The following is a 24,422-nucleotide window of genomic DNA, read 5'->3' on the forward strand; positions in this document are numbered from 1 at the left end:
TACTTAAACGGCTTAATTGGTAATCAGGTAAAACCTCCATGAGTATAATTGCTCACTGCAAAAGTGACATGCTCCCAACACAGTCCCCCTGCGCCGACTAAATCATAAAGGGGGTATTAAAGCCGGATTTAGTATCAGAAGTGCAAAATTTATAAATTCATGCTGACACGGATTCCAGCCAAGCTATCAAATCCTGTTGACTGGTAAAATCTAGCAAGATTTCTCCTAAATCCTCTAATTGTTCGAGAGATAACTGCTGGATGCGAGTTTTAATTTCTGGTGGGATTTCGCCAGTGCGCCGCGCGACTTGACGCAAGATTAATGCTGTTTGCCCCTCAATTATGCCTTCTTGGCGACCTTCTTGCATCCCCTTAATAACAGCACCGCGTTGGTCTTCAAAAAACATTTCCCGCTTTTCCAATTCCTCTAATTCCTTAAGGGTTAAATTAGTTCTGCTGGCGATGGAAAAAGCTGTTTGAATTTCGGGAATTGATGTGAACCTTTCAGGAATTTCATCGAATAGGGGAGCATTTTTGATAAAATAAATCCAGCTTTGAATTAGGTTTTCGATTTGTTCTAGTTCTTTGTTAAACTTGGGAAGTTCGACAAACACTAATTCGATTTCTCTGTTATAATACTCGAAGTTTTCTTCTAGTTCTTTAAATACAAAATGGGTGAGAAATTTTTCTGTATTTTCAAATAGAATAAAATCTGTAATTGTTAAAGCAATCAGAGGATTTAATTTAGAGTATCCTTCCCTGGGTCTGAGTTGAGTTGCGTAGGTTTTGGCGGCATTGTACACTACCCGTTTAGTAAAAGCTTCTACATTTATGACCTGCATTTCGATAATCACAGTTTTGTTGCCTGTAATTTTGGCTTTAACATCCAGGTAAGTGTCTTTTAATCGAGTAACGCTCGGCGCGGCGTAAGGGTCAATAATTTCTAAGTCTTCAATGGTTGGCTGCGCGTCATAGAGCATCGCATTGAGGAAGCTAATCAAAATGTCTTTGCTCTGAGGCGAACCAAAAATTTTTTTGAAACCAAAATCTGTTTTAGCACTGATGAAAGGCATAATTAATAGTGGGTAATTGGTAATTGGGGGGTTTAAATCACAAAAGTCCTTCCATTTCTAAGTCTTCAATTATCTGCAATCCGCGCGGGTCGCCAACTCGCAAAAGTGAAGATTTAGCATCTTCCCGCACGCCCATATCTTCATCTTCTTCTAAAGCTTCAATCAAACCGTCGATCGCCCCAGCGTACACTATATTATTCGGCAATTCGCGGGCCAGTTGCCCGATCGCCCAAGCGCAGTTGCTCCGCACAGCAGATACAGGATCTCCCCGCAGCGCTTGAATCAACGGTGGAATCGCCGCAATCACCACATAGTAACCAACTTTTGCCATTTGACCCAGAGAACTCGCCGCCCACAAACGCACCGCCGAAATATCTGTTTTTAGAGCATCAATTAAAGATGGCAAAGCGCGGTGATCCCTGCAATTTCCCAAGGCCCAAACTACCCCTTTGCGAACGTAACCGTTCCAGTCGCAGTTAAGTTGAAGAATCAGGGGTTCCACAGCATCGGGGCTCGGATTTCGCCCCAAAGCATAAGCCGCGCTCACCCGCACCAAGGGGCAACCGTCTCTCAATAAATTAATTAAATGCGAAATTGCTCGATCGTCCTGCACTTCGCAAAAAGCCCGCGCCCCAATCATCCGGTGCTGAGGTTCCGGGGATTCCAGCAAAGGCAGCATTTCATCGGGATCTGGCAGCGGGGGTTCGGAGTCATAAATTTGCTCCAAAGGGCTTTCCAGTTCCGTGTCAGTATCAAGGGCGTTGGAGTAGTCGTTATTGTTCATAAAAAAACTTTACCGCACAGAGGATGCTCCTAAGCAACTCAGTCAGTAGTCAGCAGTCAGCAGTCAATAATTGTAGGGTGCACGCGCAGTACCTTACTACTGAGATATTGCACCATTGTCAGCAACAGGCTTTTCGGCCTGTTCCACAACAGATAAATTTTCTTGTGGAACAGGCCGAAAAGCCTGTTCATAAAAGGCTAATGGAGAATGGTGCAACATATGACTTACTACAAACAAATTCCTCTGCTGTCACCTAAGTTGGTAGCGAGGACTTCAGTCCTCATAATTGCTGTCACCTAAGTTTGTAGTGAGGACTTCAGTCGTCATAATTTGGATGAATCAGGACTAAAATCCTTACTACAAAGGAATATCTCTGCTGTTACTTAAGTTTGTAGCGAGGACTGAAGCCCCCCTAATTTGGATGAATCAGGACTTTACCCCTGATTCCAAACCAGTAGAATTTATATTTCAAAGGGATTTGAGCATCGAGAGGGAATGAGTTTGATAGCCTAATTTTTGATAGAGATTCACCGCAGGCTGATTGCTCAGAAATACTTGCAAACCAATTTGCCGATCGCCCCTTTCCCGCGCCCAATTTTCAGCATGAATAACTAAAGCTGCACCGACTCCTAAACGGCGATGTTCCGGTGCGACGTACAGCAAAAAAATGTGAGCGTAGCGTTCTCCGGTGGTTTGGTCGATCGCATTTCCCAACCACAAACATCCGACAACCGATTGGAGATTTTGGGCTTGAGATTGGGGATTGAGATACTGCGAGGGAAGCGCCGGCAAAATTTCTGCCTCTTCCTGGCTGTTTTTCTGGCACTCTACCCACCAAACCGGCGTCTGGTTAGAAAAATACTGCTCGACAGTTTGAGCCAAATGTCCCAATTCCCGATCGGGGTAAAGCTCTTGGTAAGTCCGGTGCATAAACTTTACCAGTTTTGCCCGATCGAGTCCCGATCCTGAGCGCAGCCGATAGCCCGGTATTAGTTGAGCAGACATCAGATCAGCGGACACGGAAAGCTGAATAATTTAGCCCCAAGAAAATTGGGTTCACTACTGCCGCTTGCTTTTGGGGGATCGCTTCCTCAATCGGTGCGGGGGCCGCCATGTCACCAGGCAAAAAGATGCGAGCACTGACTGCTACCAGAGCCGCGAAAAATACTAATACCGCTATAAATGGAGCAATGTATTGACGAATGATACCCATAACCGCAAAAACTTTATTCTTGAGTTGATATTATCAAGTGTACCATACAAATCTTGTCAGCTATAATGGTTGATTGGACACTTAGCTCAAGAAGAGAGCGATCGCAAATACCAACAAACACAAAATATAATATTATGGCTGCCTCGCCTGCTGTTTATGAAGCTCTGGCTAAATCAATTGTTTTTTTGAATAAAAAGCCGAGCGAGCAAAATGAAGTTTCGAGTTTCCTGGATACTAATGGCTACTATATCGATCGCATATTCGACGACCAAGAAACCGGGTTTTATGCGATCGGGTTCGGTTCATCCAATCCCGAAAACCCGCCCGCCCTCGTATTAAAAGGTACAGACTTCATCGACGGCGACGCTATCTTTTCCGACTCGCGGGACATTGGTGTACCGGAATTTGAAAAGAACAAAGATAATATCCAAAATTGGCTCACAGAAATCGGTCAAAATACTGGTAAAAACCCCAACAAATTATTGCCCGATGTCATCGGACACAGTTGGGGCGGAGCCGTCGCTCAAATTGTAGCAACCGAATACACATCTCTGACCGGCGATATCTTTACTTTCAACTCTCCGGGAGTATCAGCGAGTACATTCAACACTTTTCGGAGAAATCTCAGTAGGGCAGGCAACAAAAATGTCACTCACTACATTGTCAGCGGAGATGTAGTCAGCTTGTTTGGCGAAGCATTTATTCCGGGTAAAGTATTTATCCAAAGCTTTACAGACCCGAGTATTAATCCCTTAACTGTTTTGGCAAAACATCGAACTGAAAATTTGTTAACTACTCCGCCCGTGGGTTTTTTGCAGAGGCAAATTTCCGTAGAACAATTAAACAGTCCCGAATTTACTTATAACAACGATTCAGATTTTAACGAGTTTATCGCTGCGATGAATTTGGCCTTACCCAATGTGTCAGTAGCCATCAGAAGCAGAGGCGGTGCAGAGAGTGTGAGAACAGCACCAGAATTTTCTTTTGTGCAGTTAATCAGACAAATGCAATACGGTTTAGCTCCCTTACAACCGAATTATTTATCAGGCGACGCTCGCAACAATACTGCTACGGGGGGCCCTGGAGAGGATACAGTTATCGGCAACGGCGGTAACGATACTCTCAGAGGCAATCGAGGTAATGACAGCATCACCGGTGGTGATGGCGACGATTTCTTGTACGGCGGCAGAGATAACGATTATTTGGAGGGTGGCGACGGAAACGATTTGGTTTCCGGCGAGTTTGGCAACGATTTTTTAATTGGTGGTGCGGGGCGCGATCGCTTTGTATTGGAATCCGGCGGCGGAGCCGATGTGATTGTCGATTTTCAAGATAGTGAAGATTTAATTACACTGTCGCGGGGTCTAACTTTTCCTCAAATTAGAGTAACCCAAGGGGGTGACGGAGCTTTAATTACTATCCCGGTTACTGGGGAAATTCTTGCTACTCTCAGAGGCGTAGTTGCCAGCGATCTTACGCGGGTAGATTTTGTATAGCTTGGGGGCGATAAAAAATTGTAGTTTTAGTGGCGCGAAACCGGGGTGGGTTTTGTAGCAAAATTGTTTTTACCCACAAAAAATGTCTGCTAAATCTGCCCCTACAAAGCAACGAAATATGACCAATTAATATGGTTAATAACCGGAGTTTACAGTAAAATTAATTAAGTAGCTTAAACACTAATTCCCAATCTAACGACAGGAAATAAAAAAATATGCCCTCCTCTCCCGCCGCTTACGAAACTATAGCCAAGCAACTTGCTTACATAGATAACAACCCCCAGTCTCAAACTTTAGTTCAAACGGGTTTGACCGCTGCTGGCTACCAAATCGATCGCACCTTTGACGATCCCGGAACTGGATTTCACGCGATCGGCTTAATTTCCACCACCCCAGACAAACCGCCAGTTTTGGTATTTCGCGGCACCGACTCGCCCACAGACGATCTTGCCAACGCAGACAAGCGCGGCGTCGGTTTCAACCAATTTGAAGCCAACAAACAGGCATTAGGAAATTGGCTGACACAAATCGGTCAAGACACAGCAAAAAACCCTCGTCGCTTGCCCCCAGACGTTCTCGGACACAGCTTGGGCGGTGCTTTAACGCAGTTAGCCGCAACAGAATTCACATCTGCGATCGGAGATATTGTCACCTTCAATTCCCCGGGAGTTGCTCAAAGTACAGTCAATTCATTTAAGCAGAAAGCCGGTGCGGGAAAAAATGTAACTCACTACATAGTTAGCGGCGATTTTGTGAGTTTGGGAGGAGAAGCTTTTCTCCCCGGAAAAGTAGTTCTTCAAACATTTACTAACCCGATTATCAACCCACTACTTGTCTTGGACAAGCACGGCCAAAGCGGTTTGTTAACTTCTCCACCTCCCGGCTTGACTCAGGCAGAAATCTCTGTAGACCAGTTGAACCGCCCTGATTTCACTTTTACAGATTCAGATTATTTAGAACTGTTAGCTGGCTTAGACTTTGCATTACCAGAATTTGGAGATGCGCTGCAATCGCGCAGCACAGTAGAGCAATTGAGAACCACTCCCGGAAAAGGCTTTTTTGGAAGTTTTAGGGCAATGCAAACTGCTCTCGATCTATCCCAAATTAATAGTTTAGTCGGCGACGATGCCAACAATATAGCATCCGGTTTGGCAGGGGACGATATTATGACGGGCAATGGGGGAAACGACACCCTCATAGGCAATGGAGGTAACGATATTATCAGCGGTGTCGCCGGCAACGACCAGTTATTCGGCGGCAAACGAGATGACAATTTGAACGGGGGAGAAGGAGACGATACGCTCATTGGCGGAGTAGGTGCTGACCTCTTGATTGGCGGCGCTGGACGCGACTTGTTTGTGTTGGGAATTGGGGCTGGTACAGACACACTTATTGACTTTAAACAGGGTGAAGATTTAATCGGTTTGACCAAAGGTTTGAGCTTTAACCAACTGAGAATTACTGAAACGGAGCTTTCAACGGGGATCGAGGTTGTCAGCACAGGTGAAGTTCTTGCCAGTTTCTTCGGCACACTAAATACTCCGCTTACAGCTAGCGATTTTAGGTCGATTTAGTTAGCAATACAGATATGGGGTAGGGACACAACATTGTTGTGTCCTCTATTTTGTGGCGCCACCTAGGAACGTCAACAGATACAATTTAATTAATCGAAATCGTCCAGTCCCGGCCTGGGCATGGATGCTAATTTTTTCTCATCTTCTAGTGGCAAAAAGAAAATCGTCATCATACCGGGAATCACAGCCAGCGCGCTCATCAAAAAATAATTTTGATAGCCGAGATTCTCCTGCAAGTAGCCGCTATAAACGCCCGGAATCATCACTCCTGCGGCCATAAAAGCCGTTGTAATTGCATAGTGAGATGCTTCGTATTCAGGGCGGACAGTCCGCATCAAGAACACTGTATAGGCAGCTACGCCAAGTCCGTAAGTAAATTGCTCGATCGAGTTTACAGCATAAGCCCATTCAATCCCCGGTTGATGGATTGCCAACAGCCAATACAGCACGTTAGTTGAATTTTGCAGAATTGCCGTCGGCCACATCCATTTTTTCAATCCTTGTTTAGCAATCAAATAGCCGCCCAGCAACCCTCCTATTAACAGAAACATTACCCCGATCGTACCCGATAACAGACCCATGTCCGATGTAGAAACTCCTAATCCTCCTTTCTCCACTTTATCCATTAAAAATGGCGGAGCCATTTTAAACGTCAAGGCATCGCCTAACCTAAAAATCAAGACATAAGTCACAATCCAACCAATTTTATCTTGCTGAAAATAAGTTTTAAATGCTTCGATAAAGCTTGTTGTTTGTTGGGGTGCCTCGGATTCTATATCGTAATTTCGAGGATAGGGAAGATACCACCGCTGAAAGAGATATATCAGCACAAACATAATCGCACAAATACCAAAGGCTGTCGCCCATCCGTAGTTAAGCGCAGACACGCTAAAATCCGAACCGAAAAGTGACAGTGGAATGTTTTGATATGTTTTGGTGTCGCCTGTATTTCCGGTGACTAAATGCTGTTCTGCCAGTTTCCCGGCTAAGAAAACCAATACACCGCTACCGGCAATGACAGCACCTCTATAAGCCGTGTTGCGAACCCCGACAAACAAGGCTTGCTGGTCTTTATTGAGAGTGTTTAGATAAAATCCGTCAATGGCGATGTCGTGAGTAGCTGACACAAAGGCGATCGCCGTAAAGATAACAAGCGATATAATAATCGATGCCGGCGTTAATACGCCAAAAGCCAGGAAAGCAAACAGGAAAGCACAAATGATTTCGGTTGTTAAAATCCATTTGCGTTTGGTGGAATGCAACTCAACAACTGGCCCCCACAAACCTTTTAAAACCCAAGGAAACTGCAAAAGACTTGTCAATCCGATGGTTTCGTTGTCGGTTCCCATACCTTTCAAAAAAATCACCGACATTAAATTAACGACGGTGTAAGGGAGACCTTGAGCGAAGTATAATACTGATACCCACAATCCAGCGTTATGCTTTTTTTCCATTGGAGAGATATTTTACCTAGTTACTTATTTGATTTACTGAGTGCGATCGACAATTCCGGTCAATTCAACCCCTGGCATCACAGTATATGCCATTCCGATGCCAGCGGCAGCCATATAAATAGTGCATTTTAGCATCATTCATACTTAAAAGTATTTTTATTTTGTGAATTAGCCTGCAATAATTTTTCTCCGTTAAAATGAACGAGGTAAGCGCGAACATTCTTTTCCCAGTCAGAAGTCTCATAAGTTCGCAGCAATTCCAAAGCACTTTCTTCTATCTGATATGCAGTTTTTGGACTATTCACCGGACGTTCGGGACTGTCAGGATTAACAACAATTAAACCTGCATCTAGAAACTGATGCACCGTTTGGCGGCGCACAGTTTCCCGCGTATTTGGTGCATATTTTTTACTGTACTCCTGCTCCATAAATTCCATAATTGGTGTGATTCCCCGAAGTGGAGATTTTGCCAATTCCCAAGCATCCTTTGGCTTGAGGTCAAGCAAAGCCAGAAGGGTTAAGGCGGAACGTTCGTTAACCTGACCTTTTGGAAAACCCAGCGCTGCAAGTATTTCTAGAGATTCATCAATACGGTTCTTGATTGTCATTGGGCTATTTTCTAACGGATTTGTTGCCTTCAGCAGTTGTCTCTCGACAAGTTGATCAATCTCCCGCTGTGTAGGAAATATTTCTCCTATTTGAGCGCCAAGTAAAAGTAATTGCTCTAGATTAGGATACTTCAAATTGCGTAAATCCGTAGCATTAACTTGAGTGTGTCCGTTGAACAGTCGGAAAAACGCATCTACCAAACTCGAATTTAGATAAACGGCCAATCCCCGCGCCAGGGTGAGGTCTAATCCGCGTCCCTGTTGGTGAAAGTAATTCAAATGGTTCTCAAAACCCACGCTAGAACTATTAATTTTATTGGCATCCCAAACAACTGCAACAATTCGCTTTTTCTCTTCCTTTGAGGAGAAGCGCTTGCTCAAAACATAATGTTCGTTAGGTACGAGGAGTGCAGCAGTTTTTTCCGTGACAGCTAAAGCTTGATGCTTTCTCGTGGCTGTGGGATATTCAACACCGCCAGCCGAGAAATGTGCGGGATAAATCAGCGGAACTGTACCGTTTTCAGGTTTTAGCCGCAAGTCAGACCGAACACGAAAATCTACAACTTTTCCGGTAGAAACTGTTAAGCCTAATTCCTCTAGGGTGCAAGTAAATTGAGCCATTTGAGCGACTACTTTCTGGCTGACAGAATCCGGTAAAATCCGAATAAATTGCTCGGAATCTTTGGGATTAATTAGGGCGGTATAGGGCAGTTGGTGAGACAAAACCAGGTCGTCGCCCACGCTGCTGCTTGAGGTAATTAGTACAGTATCTGGCTGTTCTATTTGTTTGGTGGCGCGCACAATAATAGTTTCTTGCAGCACCGCATCATCGCGAAATGGCAACTGTCGGGATTCAAAGATATGTACTTGGCGTAAAGCCATCATTTGAAGGAATACTTTGCGGAAATCTCGAAAGTACAAACCGTTGCAAAAGCTGCGGGGAGTAATCGACACTAATTCACCGTTTGGTTTGAGCAGGTGAGCAGCAGCCACTGTGAAGCCAGCGTAGAGATTGCTGGTTTCTAGTCCTATAGAACGCAGCAAGGTTCGGGCTTGGGATTTAGCGTCTATCTTGGCATAGGGAGGATTGATAATTGCATGGGTGAATTCCCGTTTTACTGGTTGTGTAAATAGATTGGGCTGCAACATATCAGCGCTGTCTTGAATAAAATCAATTTCGCGAACCTCACAGGTAAAAGATATCCCAAAACGCTGACATTCTATACTGCATAATTCTAAAGTTTGCTTGAGGTATTCTATCAAAATAAGGTCAATTTCATAAGCTGTAACCTGCAGGCTGTGCGGTTTGTTTGGGCGCTGGCAAAGTTCGCAAACAACTGCTGCTAACAGGGAACCAATTCCTGCACCGGCATCTAAAAGCGATATATCGGGACAGTTAAATTCAAACATTCCCGCCATCAAACTTGCCACGGACGAAGGTGTTAAAAATTGTCCCTTTTCTCCTCTCTGGCTTTGCTGCAACTTTCGGGTTGCTTCTTGGCGCCAGCCATCTACTCGATCGAGTAAATTGCTTGCAGTTGAGTAGCTGTTACCCGGAAGGGCTAGGGTTTGAAAGTGCGGTACTATCATTTGTTCAAAAAGTGCGATTTCGAGTTCAGTTTATTTTCGCCCAAAATAGGAATCTATAGGCTATCATAGTACCAGTTTACTCTCTTCCCATAACAGCAAAGGGCAGCCATGAGTCAAGAAAATTTTACATTTCTCCTTGATAGCGAAAAAAAAGAGGCGCTGAAGGCGATCGCTACTGTCACCGATCGCGATTTAACTTATGTTTTGAACGAAGCGATCGCTTCTTACCTAGAAAATTATCAATGGCTGCTTGATGAGATTAATAAAGGCGTTGCCGAGGCCGAAGCTGGAGACTTTGCCAGCGATGATGAAGTCCAAGCAGTTTTTGTCAAATTGACTAATGAAAATTAAGTGGCTGCGACAAGCTTTGCGAAATCTAGAACAGGCTCACGCATATATTGTTAAAGACGATCCAGAGGCAGCAAGGCAATTAATTTTAAGGATTCAGAGTGCTGTAGGTCAACTCGCAGAATTTCCTTTTATGGGTCGAGTTGGTCGCGTAGAAGCTACTAGAGAACTTGTCATTTCCAATACATCTTATCTGATCATCTATCGAGTAAAAGAAGAAAACGTAGAAATTCTCCGTATCCTTCACAGTTCAAGAAAGTATCCCGAAAATTAGCTCGTCTGCTTTTAAATTTGAGATTTAAGCCTGTATAAATCTACTCGATAGAGTAAATTGCTTGCAGTTGAGTAGCTGTTACCCGGAAAAGCTAGCGTTTGAAAGTGCGGTAGTCTCATTTGTTCAAAAAGTGCGATTTCGAGTTCAGTGTATTTTCGCCCAAAATGCCACCGATGTGCAAAAATGTCAAGCAGACTATAAAATATATAACTTATCCAAAAGTATGTTTACTGTTCATATAGCTAGATCGGGAGGTAGCTAACGATGACACAAACTGAAACTAAGCGTTATGATTTTACTTAAGTATCTAGGCCTAAGTTATGACAACTATCAACTGGAATGAAGTTTTAGATAGTATTTCAGAGAATGCAGAAGAGCCAGAAGTCGAAGATCGATTTGTCAAACGCCTTCTAAATGCACTTGGATTCACATCTGATGAGTGGGTACAACAGTTTAAAACAGGGAAGGGTCCTGCTGATTTTGCTGCTCGCAAGAATCACGATGAGGATAAATTTTCAGTTGCTAAGAGTAACCCATACTTAATCATTGAAGTTAAAGGGAGAGTATCAGGAAAGGCAATCATTAACTTAGCAGAAGGTACTCCCATGTACAAAAAAGCTAAAGAACAGATAACAGGTTATCTTCTTGCTCCTAAGTGCCAAACATCTCAATGGGGTATTATCACTAACTCAACAGATATCCAGCTATTCCGCAAACATGGTAAAATCGTATTGCCTGCTACTGACTGCATGAGGATAACCAAAGATAATATCATTGAGATTATTACTAAAATTAAGAACTTGCTGGAAAACCCACCCAAAGCTTTAACAATTTGCATTTATAATGATAAAGGAGGCGTGGGAAAAACTACAACGACAATAAACTTGGCTGCGATTCTTCGACAACAGCCGAAAAAAGTGCTTGTTGTTGACTTCGATCCACAACAAGGAGATTTAACAGATTCATTAGGCTTACAGGAGGGAAAAGTAAAATTATCGGATTGCTTGAGGGAGGGAACATTGGATGTTAAAGACACTATTCAAGCATTTAATCTGAAGAATAAAGCGGGTCAATTAGTTAAGGTATTTGATGTCATCCCATCTGATTCAGGATTATCGAAGTTCATGAGTTATGAGTATGAAGCACAAATTGAGAAAGGTTCAGCAAGGCTGCGAGATTTGCTTGAGATTTTTGTTGGTAATTATGATTACATCTTAATTGATGCACCTACGAACTGGACTTTTTTTAGTAAAAGCTGTGTGGTAGCTTCCGATGTAATCCTCATGCCAACAGAACACAATAATTTTTCATCTTTAAAGAATGCTGCTAAAGTGATTAAAGGATTCTTACCTGAAGTTAAGAAGCTTAGGCAGGACGGTGGCCCTATTGCCTTGCCGATATTTTTCAATAAACATAAAGAAACAGAGGCTTCAATCAAAAGAGCAAATGCAGAAATTAAAGCAATTCTTACACTTAAGAAAGGAGAGAGTTATATTCTCGATTCTAATTTGTTACCCTATTATTGGCCTAAATCTACAAAAACGGTGATTGACACAAGTATATTCAATGTTCCCGAATATGAAGTGGTTTCAAGTGCAGCTTTTTCTCGAAAGCCAGCGGTTTTTCAACACAAAAAAGCCGCTGAATATTACTTAAAATTAGCGAAGGAGTATTTTTTGTATGAGTAATTCTGAGAACATCGGTAAGTTAATGCACTTGAAGTTATCTAAAATTGAGTCAGCAGAACCCTGCTCTGAGTCAGAGTTTATCATTGCCGGAGCCGCCGAAGCCGTCTTGCAAGCAGGTAATCGCAATTGGATTCCGATTATCGTTAAAGAAACAGGCGACTATCAGTATCAAGTTGTGAGCAATCACTTTGTCTATGCTGTAGCTCAACAAGCCAAATTAGATTTAGTATGGTGTATTGTCATTGACCCAAAACCATCAAATATTGAACAAGCGAAGATTCTAGCGCGAGAAGCAAATCCCACAGTCAATCTGAGTACAGCATCAAAAGATACTATTATAGCTGCACTTGAATACTTAGTTAAAGAGCATAATTGGAACAATGTAAAACCAGTTGAAGCTGCCAATAAAATTTTAGAATCTAACCGGGATCAATGGTCAGATTTTAGCCCTTTGACTAAGCTAAAAAGTTGTAATTTGACTAAGGCGAGATTAGGTTGTATTGCTAAAGTATTTTCTATATCACCGCCACCGCCGCCGCCTCCTCCTCCTCAAGCAGTCAGCGTGAAACGTGCATCAAGAGATGAAATTTTCGATCGTCTCAATTACTTATACACTAATAAAATAGGAGGCTTTGAAACTATCGATCCTGAAAAAACAGCCGATGCTATCTTCACCGCGAATAAAGGCAAGTGGAAAAGCCTAACTCCAATTGCCAAACTTGAACCCGGCCTTGATACAGCCAAAATGAAAATCATTAAAACCCTATTTAGCCTGTAAAACTATGTTAAGTGGTGTAGCGGATTCAATTTACGGGCTCAACCGCTATATTGAAAAATCGGAAAATATCGCCCATTTTGCCGAGGTCAATTTTAATCTCATTCTCGACTCTCCCAGCGGTATTACTCAACTATTTACCGATCTGCCCACTTAATTTACCATTGTGCGAAAATGTCAAGCGGACGCTCAAACCAAAAGTCCGTAAAGGACTGTTAAACGCTCTCTCACACATTTCTGATGCCTAAACCCAAAACATTCTTTTTGTCAAGCTTGTTCCTGATTGGCTTAACAATTAGTTTTCTGCTGACTCCTGGTTGGTTATCAAACTGGTTCCCAAACCGCGCGATCGCAACTATGCCCCCGCCAACCCAAACCGCCGAATTTCGCGCCTTCTGGGTGGACGCCTTCAACCCCGGCTTCAAAACCCCTCAAGAAGTCACAAAATTGATCGCAGACGCGCAGCGGGCAAATGCCAACGCCATCGTCGCCCAAGTCCGCCGCCGTGGCGATGCCTTTTACACGAGTGCGATCGAACCCCGCACCCTCGATCCCAACGTTCCCCCCGGTTTCGATCCCCTGCAAGATTTGATTGACAAAGCCCACGCCGCAGGCATTGAAGTACACGCTTGGATGGTGACGCTGCCGGTGGTTTCCGGTAGCAAACTTCCCGCCGGTCACGTTTGGCAACAACACGGGCCTTCTGCCCCCGGAAACGACAATTGGGCCATGCTGACTTCGAGCGGCGAATCACCCGGTTTCCTCGATCCCGGCCATCCAGACGCCGTAGATTATACTGTTTCCGTCTATTTGGACTTGATCAAGCGCTACGATGTGGACGGCGTACAGTTGGATTATGTGCGCTACGGCGGGCCGACTTGGGGCTACAATCCGACTGCGATCGCCCGTTTCAATCAGCAAACAGGTCGATCGGGCAAACCCGCACCCACCGATCCCGCGTGGATGCAGTGGCGGCGCGACCAGGTAACAAATTTAGTGCGAAAGCTTTATGTAGAAAGCCTTGCGATTAAACCGCGCGTTAAAATTACCGCCGCCACGATCGCCTGGGGAGACGGCCCCACAAACGATGCAGGGTGGTATCAAACGCAGCCTTACAAAGAAGTATTGCAAGATTGGCGCGCTTGGCTGGAAGAAGGGATCGTAGACATGGCGATGCCGATGACTTACCAGCGCGAGTACAAACGATCGCAAAAACTCGCTTACGACAACTGGATCGAGTACGCCAAAGACCACCAGTACAACCGCCAAATTGCGATCGGCCCCGGCAATTACCTCAACTACATCGAAGACACTCTAGGCCAGATTCGTCGCGCCGAACAGCCTTCTGCGAAAGGAAATCACGTCGCAGGTACGGTGCTGTATTCCTACGCTAGCAGCAACGTGTACACGAATGTGGAACTGCGATCGGGCGGTAGCGGTGATTTGCCCCGCCAGCCTTGGAAATACGTTCCCCAAAGCAACGATTTGTTTTACACTGCGCTGTCGCAGCCGAGTCAATACGTTGACGCTGCCACGGGCAAAACCGTTCAAACTCAGCCTGTGTGGGCGACAACCGCAGCGGTTCCCGATATGCCTTGGAAGTCGCGGCCGACTACAGGTGCGATCGCCGGAAATTTGCAGCGGTGCGCTCAAACTTGCGACGGTGCGAGCTTGACATTGCAGTCGATCGATGCTGCTGGCAAGGTGCGTCAACTGCGCGCCGATGGTAAAGGATGGTTTGGGGCGATCGAGCTTTCTCCGGGAACTTATCAGTTGAAAGTTGACGGTAGTCAAATTCAACAAACAGTTAATGTTGTCGCCGGTGAAGTCACCAAAATCAATCTCGGAGCATCTTAACTGCTTTACTCGTTACCAGGCTCTGCCTGGTAACGCAGATCCGGAGGCTCTGCCTCCAATTTCCCTAAAAGCTTGCGAGGCAGAGCCTCTAGATATCGGTTTCCAGGCAGAGCCTGGGAACCAGTTAATAGCATAAGCTAAAATAAAATCATCCCACATCAAATTCTAAATTTATTAATCGAGATATGCTAACAATAGAAGCCCCTTTCACGCTCCGTAAATGGACAGTTAAAGAGTATCACAAACTAGGAGAGATGGGATTTTTTCACCCAGAGGAACGAGTCGAATTACTTTCAGGAAATATCATCAAAATGAGTGCAAAAGGAACTGCTCACACCTCCGCTTTAGGGCGTACAGATAGATTGCTGCAATACCTTTTTAGAAATCTTGCCTGGGTACGTATGCAAGATCCGATCGCCCTTGATGACAATTCTGAACCCGAACCGGATATCGCGGTAGTCAGAATCGATCCTTTTGACTATGCGACTCACCATCCGACTCCCTCAGAGGTATATCTCATTATCGAAGTGGCAGACAGCAGCTTAACTTTCGATCGCGAAATTAAAGCCAAAGCTTACGCGCGATCGGGAATTGCCGATTATTGGGTGCTAAATGTGGGCGATCGACAACTGCACGTTTTTCGAGAACCTGCGGAAGATGGGTATCAAAGCGAGGTTATTCTGGGAGAAAGCGCGAGCATTTCACCGCTGGAATTTCCTGCTTTCAATATCGCAATTCTGGCAATGTTGCCCCCTCTGGTATCAAATTGAAAACGGCTGTATCAATTCTCTTTATTTGTGAATTATGTTTTTTTTATTAACCGCAGAGGGCGCAGAGGGCGCAGAGAAAGAGAAGAGATAGAGATAGAGAGAATGGCTTTTCCCTTCGCGATCGCCTATTTATGCGTTCAGGACTAGGATCGGTATTTTGCGTTTTGGTGATAGCTGTTTAAATCACTGTCCAGTGACCAAATAAACACTTCACTCATGGGGAAACGCTGACATGACTTATTAAATTCTTCAATGATACTGAGATCGCCGAAGCTAGTTCCTTCATACTTATCAGGTGCTTTGTTTCTGCCAGCTAAATCAGGAAAATTGTCAATCCACAGTAGTATTTGTTCTGTATTTGGGAATTGAGTAAGTGACCAAGGAGCTTCACCCTTAAATGCAGCTTTAACTTCTTTAACAAAACGCATGGCTGTTTTCCTTCGCATTGTACCGTCGCCATTCTGGGCAATGTGGTTGCCTGTTTCTACTATGGTTGCCATCGGTAACAAAAAAGTACAACCAGATTCAGCATAAATCTTAAAATCTTCTAGGACTAATGCCCTATCCTGATTGCAGTTGGGAACATTAAGAAAGTTGAGGAAAATGCTAGTATCGATTAGGCAAATACTACTCATTCCCCGTACTCCTGCAAACGAGATAGCCATGCCATTGCTTGCTGTTTTCTCTCATCAGGCGTGTGCGGCGACTTGACAAACCGATCGACTACTCCAGCAGTTACCAATTGACCAAGAGGGCCTTGCGATATCAGGCTAGGATAGTCATACATATCTCCGAGTCGTATAAGGCGGCTATCCCCTGCTTGTGGATCTCGGTAACAAAACACTACATCACCGAGGGCCGCGTCAGGTAAGGCATCCATGAGAGCGGGGTTATGAGTAGAAAGCAGCACCCGCAAATTACGACGCTCGGCAATATCTCGAATGCAGGTTAGTAGATGTTTGGCGCGGTTGGGATGAACCCCATTATCGATTTCTTCGATGACTACTAAACTACCTTCAGTTGCTGATAGCATGGCTGCTGTAATTGCTAACACCCGCAAAGTGCCATCTGATAACAAAGCAGCCTCGCAATAGCGCGGTTTGTTACCAAAGGTTTCTGCTAGCCGCACCATCACTTCATCTCGCGGACCAGAAATGAAATCTAGCTTGTCTATAGCCTGTTCTGGTAAGCTCTGAATCAAGTTTAAAATGGTTTTTTGATTGTCTGGTTTCTTGTCCCATAGGCGAAACAAAACACTGGAAAGATTAGTGCCATCCTCTTGTAAGCGTTTATCCGATTTGAAACTGTACTCGCGCATTTTGGCGGGAACGGGATCTAGAAATAGGATGTTTTGTAATACTCTTTGATATTCGCGGACTGTTTCAGGAATGACTTTTTGGGATTTATGGTTTTTTGCATCAAAACGAGCAGGTGTGTCTAATTGAACAAAGATAGCCATTTGATCGCTGCAAATTACTCGTGGCTTATTTTTTCCTTGGGTAAAGTTGTTATAGGAAACATCAACATCCGTCCCTATTCCTTGAGATGGTTTATTTAGCTCATATAGAGGTATTTGACTTGTTTCAGTTGTCGAGCCAACAATCCGCTCACTACTAATATGCAGTTCTCCCTCACGCACATTGAGGGTTATATCAAGTTGGTTCCATTTTGTTGAGTCTAAATGGCAACCGATGGTAAAATTTGACTCTCCTTGATAAGATAAATCATCGACTCGACCGCGTATAATGCGATCGGCATTATTGACCGCATATTGAATAGTGGTGAGTTTTTGACCTTGTGCCAACCATGACAAAAACCGCAAAGCTTCAATTGCATTACTTTTGCCTGCGGCGTTGGCCCCGATGAGCACAGTCAGCGCTCCAAGCGGTAATCGGCTTGTTTTGTAACTCTTGAAGTTTGCGAGGGTAAATTCTGTTAGCATAGTGTCGATCGGGAATTGCCGATTATTGGTGTTAAATGTGAATTAGCGACAATTTCATGTTTTTCGATAACCTTTTGTGAATTATGTTTTTTTATTAACCGCAGAGGGCGCAGAGGGCGCAGAGAAAGAGAAGAGATAGAGAGATGGCTTTCTCTTTCAACCGCCGATTCTTCTCTTCCCTTCTTTATTCCTAATCGCTTTCTAGAATGCTTGCGAGCAAAGCTTGCTGAGCGTGCATCCGATTTTCTGCCTGATCCCAAACGCGCGATTGACTGCCTTCTATCACTGCATCGGTAATCTCTTCATCCCGGTGTGCGGGCAAACAGTGCAATACAATTGCATTCTTATCTGCTAACTTCAGCAATTGTTCGTTTACCTGATAGGGCTCAAACAAAGGAATCCTGATTTTTGCTTCCTCTTCCTGTCCCATACTCGCCCAAACATCAGTATAAATCACTTGAGCATTCTTCACAGCAGCTTCTGCGTCCGCCGTCACAGTAACTTCTGTTTTTCCATTAGCAATATTCTTAGCTTTTTCCACTATCTCAGCATTCGGCTGGAAATCTTGAGGGCAAGCAATTCTTACATTCATTCCCGTCATTGCACAGCCCAACATCAGCGAATTAGCCATATTATTGCCATCGCCCAAATAAGTCAGAGTCAATCCTTCTAGCTTGCCAAAACACTCTTTTACTGTCATTAAATCTGCCAGCACTTGGCAGGGGTGTTCGTCATCTGTCAGCGCATTAATAACAGGAATCTTTGCATAGTTAGCAAAAGTTGCTAAGTCCTTTTGCTCGAAAGTCCGAATCGCCAAAATGTCTAAATATCTGTCTAACACCCTGGCTGTATCTACCAAAGGTTCACCGCGGCTGACTTGGGTAACGTTGGGATTAAGGTCAATCACTTGCCCTCCCAATTTATACATTGCTACCGTAAAACTTACCCGCGTTCGCGTTGAAGCTTTGGAAAATAACAAGCCGAGAACTTTATTGCGTTTCAGCTTGACCATTCCCGATTTTAAACTGGCTGCTAGATCCAGCAAATAATTTAATTCGTCAATGCTTAAATCTGCCAGACTTAATAAATCTCGCCCTTTTAAGGAATCCATGCTTTCCCCCACCCACAAATTTTTAACTGTGTCTTAAATCTTAGCCCGCAGAGGTGAATTTTGTTTCTGTAATCCCTAGTTGGCCTCTGCGGGTAAGGTTTATGCGGGCAATTGCTCGATCGCGCGATCGATCGAATCGCAACCTTGTTCCACTGTTTCTACCACAGCCAACACGCCCCGCAATTCCCCAGCACCGGGGAAACCCTTAGCATACCAGGTTAAGTGCTTGCGCGCTTGGCAAACACCGCTTTCACCTTTATATTCCCACAAAGCCCGCAAATGTTCCTTAGCACATTCGAGGCGTTCAATTGGTGTCGGAGCTATCTTTTCCACACCCGTTTTCAAGAAATAATCAACTTCTCCCACCAAAAAAGGATAGCCCAATGTTCCCCGCGAACACATCACTCCATCAGCGCCGGTTTCTTCCAGACATCGCATCGCTGCTTCCACTGAAAAAATATCCCCGTTAGCAATAACTGGAATCGATAAAACTTCTTTCACTCGGCGAATCCACTCCCATTTTGCCGGGCCGGTGTAACCTTGCGATCGAGTGCGGCCGTGCACGGTAATCATTTTTGCTCCCGCATCTTGCATCCTTCGAGCAAATTCCAAAATATTAATTTCTTTGTCAGTCCAACCGATCCTAGTTTTAACGGTGACAGGAACCTCTACCGCTTCCACCACAGCCCGCACAATTGCCTCGGCCGTTTCCGGATCTCGCAGCAGGGAAGAACCGCCGCCGTTTTTAGTAATTTTGTTAACCGGACAGCCCATATTAATATCAACAGTATCTGCTCCTTCGGCCACAGCTTTCTGGGCTGCTTCTGCCAAGAAATCCGGCCGGCAGTCAAACAATTGAATGCTAATCGGGCGTTCGTTCGGGTCAACTTCCATAATTCTCGGCAGTTGCTTGACGTAGTGCAAACCCGTAGCGTTCACCATTTCCGTGTACATCATCGAATCCGGCGCGTAGCGGCGCACCAGGCGGCGAAATACCAAATCGGTAACGCCGGATAAGGGCGATTGCAGGACGCGGCTTTTAACTTCAAAATCGCCGATTTTGAGCGGAGTTGCTAACCTTTCTTTTAATTCGGGAGATAGAGCAAGCATAGTCGATCGCACTTTAATTCTAATATCTGTATATTATACTACACTTCAGATAGTTGACTGTTGTTAACTATATTTTTAGCCGATTATTGAGTGACAGCTAAAAGTATATTTAACCTGACCGCAATGCCTATTTTACACCTCCCGATCGCCCGAATTTGAATATTGTGAAACCAGGGCCCAAAGCCCAACCCCGACTACACTTAAATCTCTGTGCCACTTCGATCTATCTATGGGGTGTGGCCATTAATGGGGGATCTACCTACTAAGACTGTTGCCCAAGTCATATTTTTATTGTTTAATTCTGCCGAATGCTCTGCCTGCCTTCGGCTCCGGCTGCCTTCAGACGATTAATGCTTAAATTTATTAGGATTCTGCAAAAGCCGTACATCAGATCGTTTTAAACTACAATTGGTGGATTCCTGACGACCCCGATCGAACATTAAAAAAATTGTAGAGAATTCCTATGGACGCCGCAGCACTCTGGCAACGCTATCAAGACTGGCTTTACTATCACTCTGGATTGGGACTTTACCTCGATATCAGCCGCATGGGATTCGACGACGCTTTCGCAGCAGAACTCAAGCCCAAATTTGACAAAGCTTTCAAAGACATGGCAGCCTTGGAAGCAGGTGCGATCGCCAATCCCGACGAAAACCGGATGGTGGGCCACTACTGGCTGCGAAACCCTGATTTAGCTCCCACTCCAGAATTAAAACAAGAAATAGTCGAAGGCATAGCACAAGTCGAAGCATTTGTCAAGAAAGTTCAAAACCGCGATATTAAACCGCCATTTGCTCCGCAATTTACCGACATAATTTCGATCGGCATCGGTGGTTCGGCCCTGGGCCCCCAATTTGTCGCCGAAGCTTTATCCCCAGACATTCCGCCCCTAGCAATACATTTTATCGACAACACAGATCCGGCTGGGATCGATCGCATCCTTAACAAAATTAAAGACAAACTCGCCAGCACCCTAGTAATTACAATCTCCAAATCCGGCGGCACCCCCGAACCCCGCAACGGCATGATCGAAGTTCAAAAAGCCTTCGCCGCCCAAAAACTGGATTTTGCCAAACAAGCAATTGCCATCACTGGAACAGACAGCAAACTAGACAAATTAGCCAAATCCGAAGGCTGGATTGACAGCTTCCCGATGGCCGACTGGGTGGGAGGGCGCACTTCGGAACTGTCAGCAGTAGGACTTTTGCCAGCAGCTTTGCAAGGCATCGACATTCAGGCGATGCTCGATGGTGCTAAAGTCATGGACGAAGCTACCAGAATTCCCGACATTAAAAATAATCCCGCCGCCTTGTTAGCAATGTCCTGGTATTTTGCTTGCAACGGACGTGGCGAGAAAGATATGGTAGTTTTGCCGTATAAAGATTCACTGCTATTGTTCAGCCGCTACTTGCAGCAATTAGTCATGGAATCGATCGGCAAACAGGAAGATTTAGACGGCAATACAGTTCATCAAGGTATCGCAGTTTACGGCAACAAAGGCAGCACCGACCAACACGCCTACGTCCAGCAACTGCGAGACGGCGTGCCGAATTTCTTCCTAACATTTATCGAAGTTTTGCAAGACAGGCAAGGCATTTCCCCAGAAGTAGAAACCGGCGTAACTTCGGGAGATTATTTGTCTGGTTTGTTGCAGGGAACTCGACAAGCTTTGTACGAAAATCACCGAGATTCGATTACTGTCACAATTCCCCAAGTCAACCCGGAGACAGTAGGAGCATTAATCGCCCTCTACGAAAGAGCCGTAGGTTTTTACGGTTCCTTGGTGAATGTCAATGCCTATCACCAGCCAGGGGTTGAAGCAGGCAAAAAAGCAGCCGCTGCTGTATTGGACTTGCAGCAACGGGTACTGCAAGTGCTCAAAGACGCCCAACAACCTCTGTCTGTAGCAGAACTAGCCAAAAAAGCAGGAAAGCCAGAGCAAATCGAGACAATTTACAAAACTCTGCGGCATTTGGCAGCAAACGGGCGCGGCGTAGCTTTGGAGGGAACATTAGGGCAGCCTGCTACTTTAACAGCAAGTTATCAACGAAATGGGGTCTAAAACCCTGTCCTTCTAGGACGGCTTTAATTTCTTAAATCCCTTCCTAAAAGTGAGGCAATTTCTAGTATACTAGAGTAGTCAAGGTTAAACTCCTTCGCCATCGTGTATAAAAACAGTTAACGACACACTTTGGCGCGTAAACCGGGGGACAAAGAGCGGCGAAAACTCTATAAACAGCTAGGGGCTTAACACAGTTCCTTTAACCAGAGAAACAAACTATTTAGTCTTGTTAAGTAGGGTAGGGCATACCCGAACTCTAGGTGAATATCCTAGTACGCTTTTGGAGATAGACCCTAGGCGGGTGACTGCGAATCGGGCTCGTTAATTGGTAGGCTTTCTACGGTTAAAAAGTTTGAGTATTGCCGAAAGGACGCAACATTTTAAGGTCAGTCGCTGAATTAAGAATCCCTGTCCTTTAGGTCAGGGAGTGTCAAAAACAGAATTAAACAGTAGAATTAAAAATTAAAAGTGACTAATTTCACTTTTAATTTTTAATGTTTAATTTTTAAATTCCCCTCATGCCCTTGACCATTCTGGTTGCTGACGACGATTTCGCGACTCGCTTGTCGATTACCGATTATCTGGAAATTACCGGATACTCTGTAATCCCTGCTGAGAACGGCAAAGAAGCTTTAGGCTTGGTAGAGGAATTTCAGCCCCACTTGATTGTTACGGACATTACAATGCCCGAGATGGATGGCTACGAATTCGTGCGCCGAGTTCGGACTCGTCCCGCTTTTCGCTTGCTGCCGGTGATTTTTTTGACGGAACGCACGAGCACGCAGGAACGGATTCGCGGCTATCAGATGGGGTGCGACAATTATCTGGCTAAGCCTTTTGAACTCCCAGAGTTGGGGGCGGTAATTCGCTCTTTGCTCGATCGCTACGCCCTAATCGCTCAGGCACCGTCTCATTCCCCAAAACCTGAACCGACGCCAACAGAGGCACGCAGCAGAGCCAACAGCCAGCCAGAAGCGGATTTTTTAACTCACAAGCCAAACACAGGCGATTCCCTACGGGATAGCTCCGCTTCACGCCCCTCTCCCAGCCCAAATTCTCCGAGTTTGACTCAGCGAGAGCGAGAAGTGCTAGATTTGCTCACAGAAGGTCTTTCTAATATTCAAATAGGCGATCGACTCCACCTGAGTCCTCGAACTGTCGAAAAGCACGTCAGCAGCTTGTTCAGAAAAACCGACAGCAACAACCGTGCAGAACTCGTTCGTTTTGCGATGGAACACCATTTAGTCGGTAATTGGTAATTGTTAATTGGTAATTCTTAATTTTTCCTGATTTATAACATACTCCAACAAACCCGCTTGAGCGTCCAGCAGCAAATCAATTACTCGATCGAATCCCTCCGGGCCACCGTAGTAAGGATCTGGCACTTCTTTAAGGTCGTATTTCTGGCAAAAATCGCACATCAGTCGCACTTTATCTTTATACTTTCCAGCCGCATCCAGGGCAAGAATATTGCGATAATTGTCCCGATCCATAGCCAGAATCAAATCAAAATTTTCAAAATCTTTCCTGGTAAATTGGCGGGCTTCGCCTAGCAATTCAATGTCTCGCTTCCTCGCCGCCAATGCCATCCGCCTGTCAGGGGGGCTGCCAACGTGATAGCTAGCAGTTCCAGCCGAATCGCAGGTGATGCGATCGCCCAAACCAGCTTGTTCAATTAAGTGATTCATAATATTTTCTGCTGAGGGCGATCGGCAGATGTTGCCGAGACAGACAAACAATAATTTATAAGACATTAAATTAGTAATTGGTATTGAGTAATTGGTAATTGGTAATTGGTAATTGGTAATTGGAAGGAAGAGGCAAGAATATTTTTCATTCCAATTACCAAGGTTTCCTGCTTCATACCAATCAACCAGTCATTAGCTATCAAGCCGTTATTAAACATCCATCACCATTGACTAATGACTAATGACTGATGACTAATGACTGATGACTAATGACTAACCGAAACCGGGGAGATTTAGTCCACCGGTGAGTTCTTCCATTTTCTCCCGCATCGTCATCGTAGACTTAGCGTAAGCCTCCTGCATCGCCACCGTGACGAGTTCAGAAACCACATCAGCACCTTCACCGAGGGCATCCGGTGAGATTTCCACGCGGCGGGGTTCTTGGTTGCCGCTAAGAAAAACCTTGACCAAGCCGCCGCCGGCAGTTCCCTCAATTTCCATGACATCCAACTCTTCTTGGAGCTTTTTAGCTCCTTCTTGAACCTGCTGAGCTTTTTTGAAAGCTTCAGTCAGTTCTTTCATTTTGCCCAGGCCGAAGCCAAATCCCTGTCCTGATTTTGTCATCAAAATTCCTCGGGTCTGAAACCCCGTCCTTACAGGACGGCTTTACATTTAATTTTAATCCCCTTGCGGGGTAGGGGGGTATGGTTGCCCCCCCCGTGAGGATATGGTTGTCCTCAATCTCCCATTTCTGGGGTAAAGTTAGCTTTGCCAATGTTTTCTGAGCTTGCGCGGGCTAGCAGCACTGTTCCAGTGACCTTAGAACTGTTTAACTACTAGCGACAGAGCAGGGAACTAGCTTCGCATTCGCCCGGTGTCGTGACTCAAAAAACGTAGTCAGTTAAGACGCAAGGCGGGTCAAGATGGCTTGTTAGATTTCTCTTTCAAGCCTCATGCCGTCAGGGCTGAGGTTCTTGACAACTACTTTGTGATGGTGTGTGGGCTG

The 24,422-nt window shown here is 45.0% G+C and carries 24 protein-coding genes; 11 read left to right on the forward strand and 13 right to left on the reverse strand.

What is annotated here, in order from left to right:
- Positions 1-157: 157 nt before the first annotated feature.
- From QUB35_RS26235 to QUB35_RS26255, 5 genes are all read right to left on the reverse strand, one after another.
- Positions 158-1,072, reverse strand: a complete 915-nt coding sequence (locus tag QUB35_RS26235; RefSeq protein ID WP_333144592.1) for an Rpn family recombination-promoting nuclease/putative transposase — start codon at positions 1,070-1,072, stop codon at positions 158-160.
- A 37-nt stretch (positions 1,073-1,109) separates the two neighbouring features.
- The gene (locus QUB35_RS26240) at positions 1,110-1,856 is read right to left on the reverse strand and encodes a HEAT repeat domain-containing protein (protein ID WP_333144593.1); all 747 of its coding nucleotides are present in this window, start codon (positions 1,854-1,856) and stop codon (positions 1,110-1,112) included.
- 96 nt (positions 1,857-1,952) lie between these two features.
- Positions 1,953-2,075, reverse strand: a complete 123-nt coding sequence (locus QUB35_RS26245; RefSeq protein WP_333144594.1) for a hypothetical protein — start codon at positions 2,073-2,075, stop codon at positions 1,953-1,955.
- Positions 2,076-2,324: 249 nt separating this feature from the next.
- Positions 2,325-2,861 carry a GNAT family N-acetyltransferase gene (locus tag QUB35_RS26250; protein WP_333144595.1) on the reverse strand — a complete coding sequence of 179 codons (537 nt, stop codon included), beginning with the start codon at positions 2,859-2,861 and terminating at the stop codon, positions 2,325-2,327.
- A gap of 4 nt (positions 2,862-2,865) precedes the next feature.
- A complete protein-coding gene (locus QUB35_RS26255) occupies positions 2,866-3,069 on the reverse strand; it encodes a hypothetical protein (protein ID WP_333144596.1) in 204 nt (67 codons plus the stop codon).
- A 53-nt stretch (positions 3,070-3,122) separates the two neighbouring features.
- Between QUB35_RS26255 and QUB35_RS26260 the strand changes: the two genes are divergently transcribed.
- Positions 3,123-4,565 carry a calcium-binding protein gene (locus tag QUB35_RS26260; RefSeq protein ID WP_333144597.1) on the forward strand — a complete coding sequence of 481 codons (1,443 nt, stop codon included), beginning with the start codon at positions 3,123-3,125 and terminating at the stop codon, positions 4,563-4,565.
- A 215-nt stretch (positions 4,566-4,780) separates the two neighbouring features.
- Entirely contained in the window at positions 4,781-6,139 is a 1,359-nt protein-coding gene (locus QUB35_RS26265; RefSeq protein WP_333144598.1) for a calcium-binding protein, read from the forward strand.
- A gap of 89 nt (positions 6,140-6,228) precedes the next feature.
- Here the strand turns inward: QUB35_RS26265 and QUB35_RS26270 are convergent, their stop codons facing one another.
- Complete coding sequence (locus tag QUB35_RS26270; protein WP_333144599.1) at positions 6,229-7,593, reverse strand: MFS transporter; 1,365 nt, start codon at positions 7,591-7,593, stop codon at positions 6,229-6,231.
- A 134-nt stretch (positions 7,594-7,727) separates the two neighbouring features.
- Positions 7,728-9,791 carry an Eco57I restriction-modification methylase domain-containing protein gene (locus tag QUB35_RS26275; RefSeq protein ID WP_333144600.1) on the reverse strand — a complete coding sequence of 688 codons (2,064 nt, stop codon included), beginning with the start codon at positions 9,789-9,791 and terminating at the stop codon, positions 7,728-7,730.
- Between the two features lie 108 nt (positions 9,792-9,899).
- On the opposite strand from QUB35_RS26275, the gene QUB35_RS26280 reads away from it, so the two are divergent.
- From QUB35_RS26280 to QUB35_RS26310, 7 genes are all read left to right on the forward strand, one after another.
- Positions 9,900-10,142 (forward strand): CopG family transcriptional regulator, encoded by a 243-nt coding sequence (locus QUB35_RS26280; protein ID WP_333102366.1) that lies wholly within the window; start codon positions 9,900-9,902, stop codon positions 10,140-10,142.
- Positions 10,132-10,413 carry a type II toxin-antitoxin system RelE/ParE family toxin gene (locus QUB35_RS26285; protein WP_006634284.1) on the forward strand — a complete coding sequence of 94 codons (282 nt, stop codon included), beginning with the start codon at positions 10,132-10,134 and terminating at the stop codon, positions 10,411-10,413. The genes QUB35_RS26280 and QUB35_RS26285 overlap by 11 nt, the downstream gene beginning before the upstream one ends.
- A 320-nt stretch (positions 10,414-10,733) precedes the next feature.
- Positions 10,734-12,101, forward strand: a complete 1,368-nt coding sequence (locus QUB35_RS26290) for an AAA family ATPase (RefSeq protein ID WP_333144601.1) — start codon at positions 10,734-10,736, stop codon at positions 12,099-12,101.
- Entirely contained in the window at positions 12,094-12,879 is a 786-nt protein-coding gene (locus tag QUB35_RS26295) for a hypothetical protein (protein WP_333144602.1), read from the forward strand. The genes QUB35_RS26290 and QUB35_RS26295 overlap by 8 nt, the downstream gene beginning before the upstream one ends.
- A gap of 4 nt (positions 12,880-12,883) precedes the next feature.
- On the forward strand, positions 12,884-13,033 hold the full coding sequence (locus QUB35_RS26300) for an alpha-E domain-containing protein (RefSeq protein WP_445252033.1): 150 nt from the start codon (positions 12,884-12,886) through the stop codon (positions 13,031-13,033).
- Positions 13,034-13,116: 83 nt separating this feature from the next.
- On the forward strand, positions 13,117-14,733 hold the full coding sequence (locus tag QUB35_RS26305) for a family 10 glycosylhydrolase (RefSeq protein WP_333144603.1): 1,617 nt from the start codon (positions 13,117-13,119) through the stop codon (positions 14,731-14,733).
- A 185-nt stretch (positions 14,734-14,918) separates the two neighbouring features.
- Entirely contained in the window at positions 14,919-15,503 is a 585-nt protein-coding gene (locus QUB35_RS26310) for a Uma2 family endonuclease (RefSeq protein WP_333144604.1), read from the forward strand.
- A 143-nt stretch (positions 15,504-15,646) separates the two neighbouring features.
- Here the strand turns inward: QUB35_RS26310 and QUB35_RS26315 are convergent, their stop codons facing one another.
- From QUB35_RS26315 to dusB, 4 genes are all read right to left on the reverse strand, one after another.
- On the reverse strand, positions 15,647-16,138 hold the full coding sequence (locus tag QUB35_RS26315) for a hypothetical protein (protein ID WP_333144605.1): 492 nt from the start codon (positions 16,136-16,138) through the stop codon (positions 15,647-15,649).
- On the reverse strand, positions 16,135-17,445 hold the full coding sequence (locus tag QUB35_RS26320; RefSeq protein ID WP_333144606.1) for an AAA family ATPase: 1,311 nt from the start codon (positions 17,443-17,445) through the stop codon (positions 16,135-16,137). Before QUB35_RS26320 ends, QUB35_RS26315 begins: the two co-directional genes overlap by 4 nt.
- Positions 17,446-17,635: 190 nt before the next feature.
- Positions 17,636-18,556, reverse strand: a complete 921-nt coding sequence (gene argF / locus QUB35_RS26325; RefSeq protein ID WP_333144607.1) for an ornithine carbamoyltransferase — start codon at positions 18,554-18,556, stop codon at positions 17,636-17,638.
- 99 nt (positions 18,557-18,655) lie between these two features.
- Positions 18,656-19,666, reverse strand: coding sequence for a tRNA dihydrouridine synthase DusB (dusB, locus tag QUB35_RS26330; RefSeq protein WP_333144608.1), 1,011 nt, complete (start codon positions 19,664-19,666; stop codon positions 18,656-18,658).
- Positions 19,667-20,129: 463 nt separating this feature from the next.
- Between dusB and QUB35_RS26335 the strand changes: the two genes are divergently transcribed.
- A complete protein-coding gene (locus tag QUB35_RS26335) occupies positions 20,130-21,728 on the forward strand; it encodes a glucose-6-phosphate isomerase (RefSeq protein ID WP_333144609.1) in 1,599 nt (532 codons plus the stop codon).
- Positions 21,729-22,246: 518 nt separating this feature from the next.
- Positions 22,247-22,987: a response regulator transcription factor gene (locus tag QUB35_RS26340; RefSeq protein WP_333144610.1), complete on the forward strand. Its 741-nt coding sequence runs from the start codon at positions 22,247-22,249 to the stop codon at positions 22,985-22,987.
- Positions 22,988-22,990: 3 nt separating this feature from the next.
- Here QUB35_RS26340 and QUB35_RS26345 read toward each other — a convergent pair whose 3' ends face one another.
- The gene (locus QUB35_RS26345; protein ID WP_333144611.1) at positions 22,991-23,482 is read right to left on the reverse strand and encodes a low molecular weight protein-tyrosine-phosphatase; all 492 of its coding nucleotides are present in this window, start codon (positions 23,480-23,482) and stop codon (positions 22,991-22,993) included.
- A gap of 207 nt (positions 23,483-23,689) precedes the next feature.
- The gene (locus tag QUB35_RS26350) at positions 23,690-24,040 is read right to left on the reverse strand and encodes a YbaB/EbfC family nucleoid-associated protein (RefSeq protein WP_333144612.1); all 351 of its coding nucleotides are present in this window, start codon (positions 24,038-24,040) and stop codon (positions 23,690-23,692) included.
- Between the last annotated feature and the right edge of the window lie 382 nt (positions 24,041-24,422).

Origin of the sequence: Microcoleus sp. B13-B6 (genome assembly GCF_036705405.1) — a bacterium.
In the GTDB taxonomy this organism is placed as follows: Bacteria; Cyanobacteriota; Cyanobacteriia; order Cyanobacteriales; family Microcoleaceae; genus Microcoleus.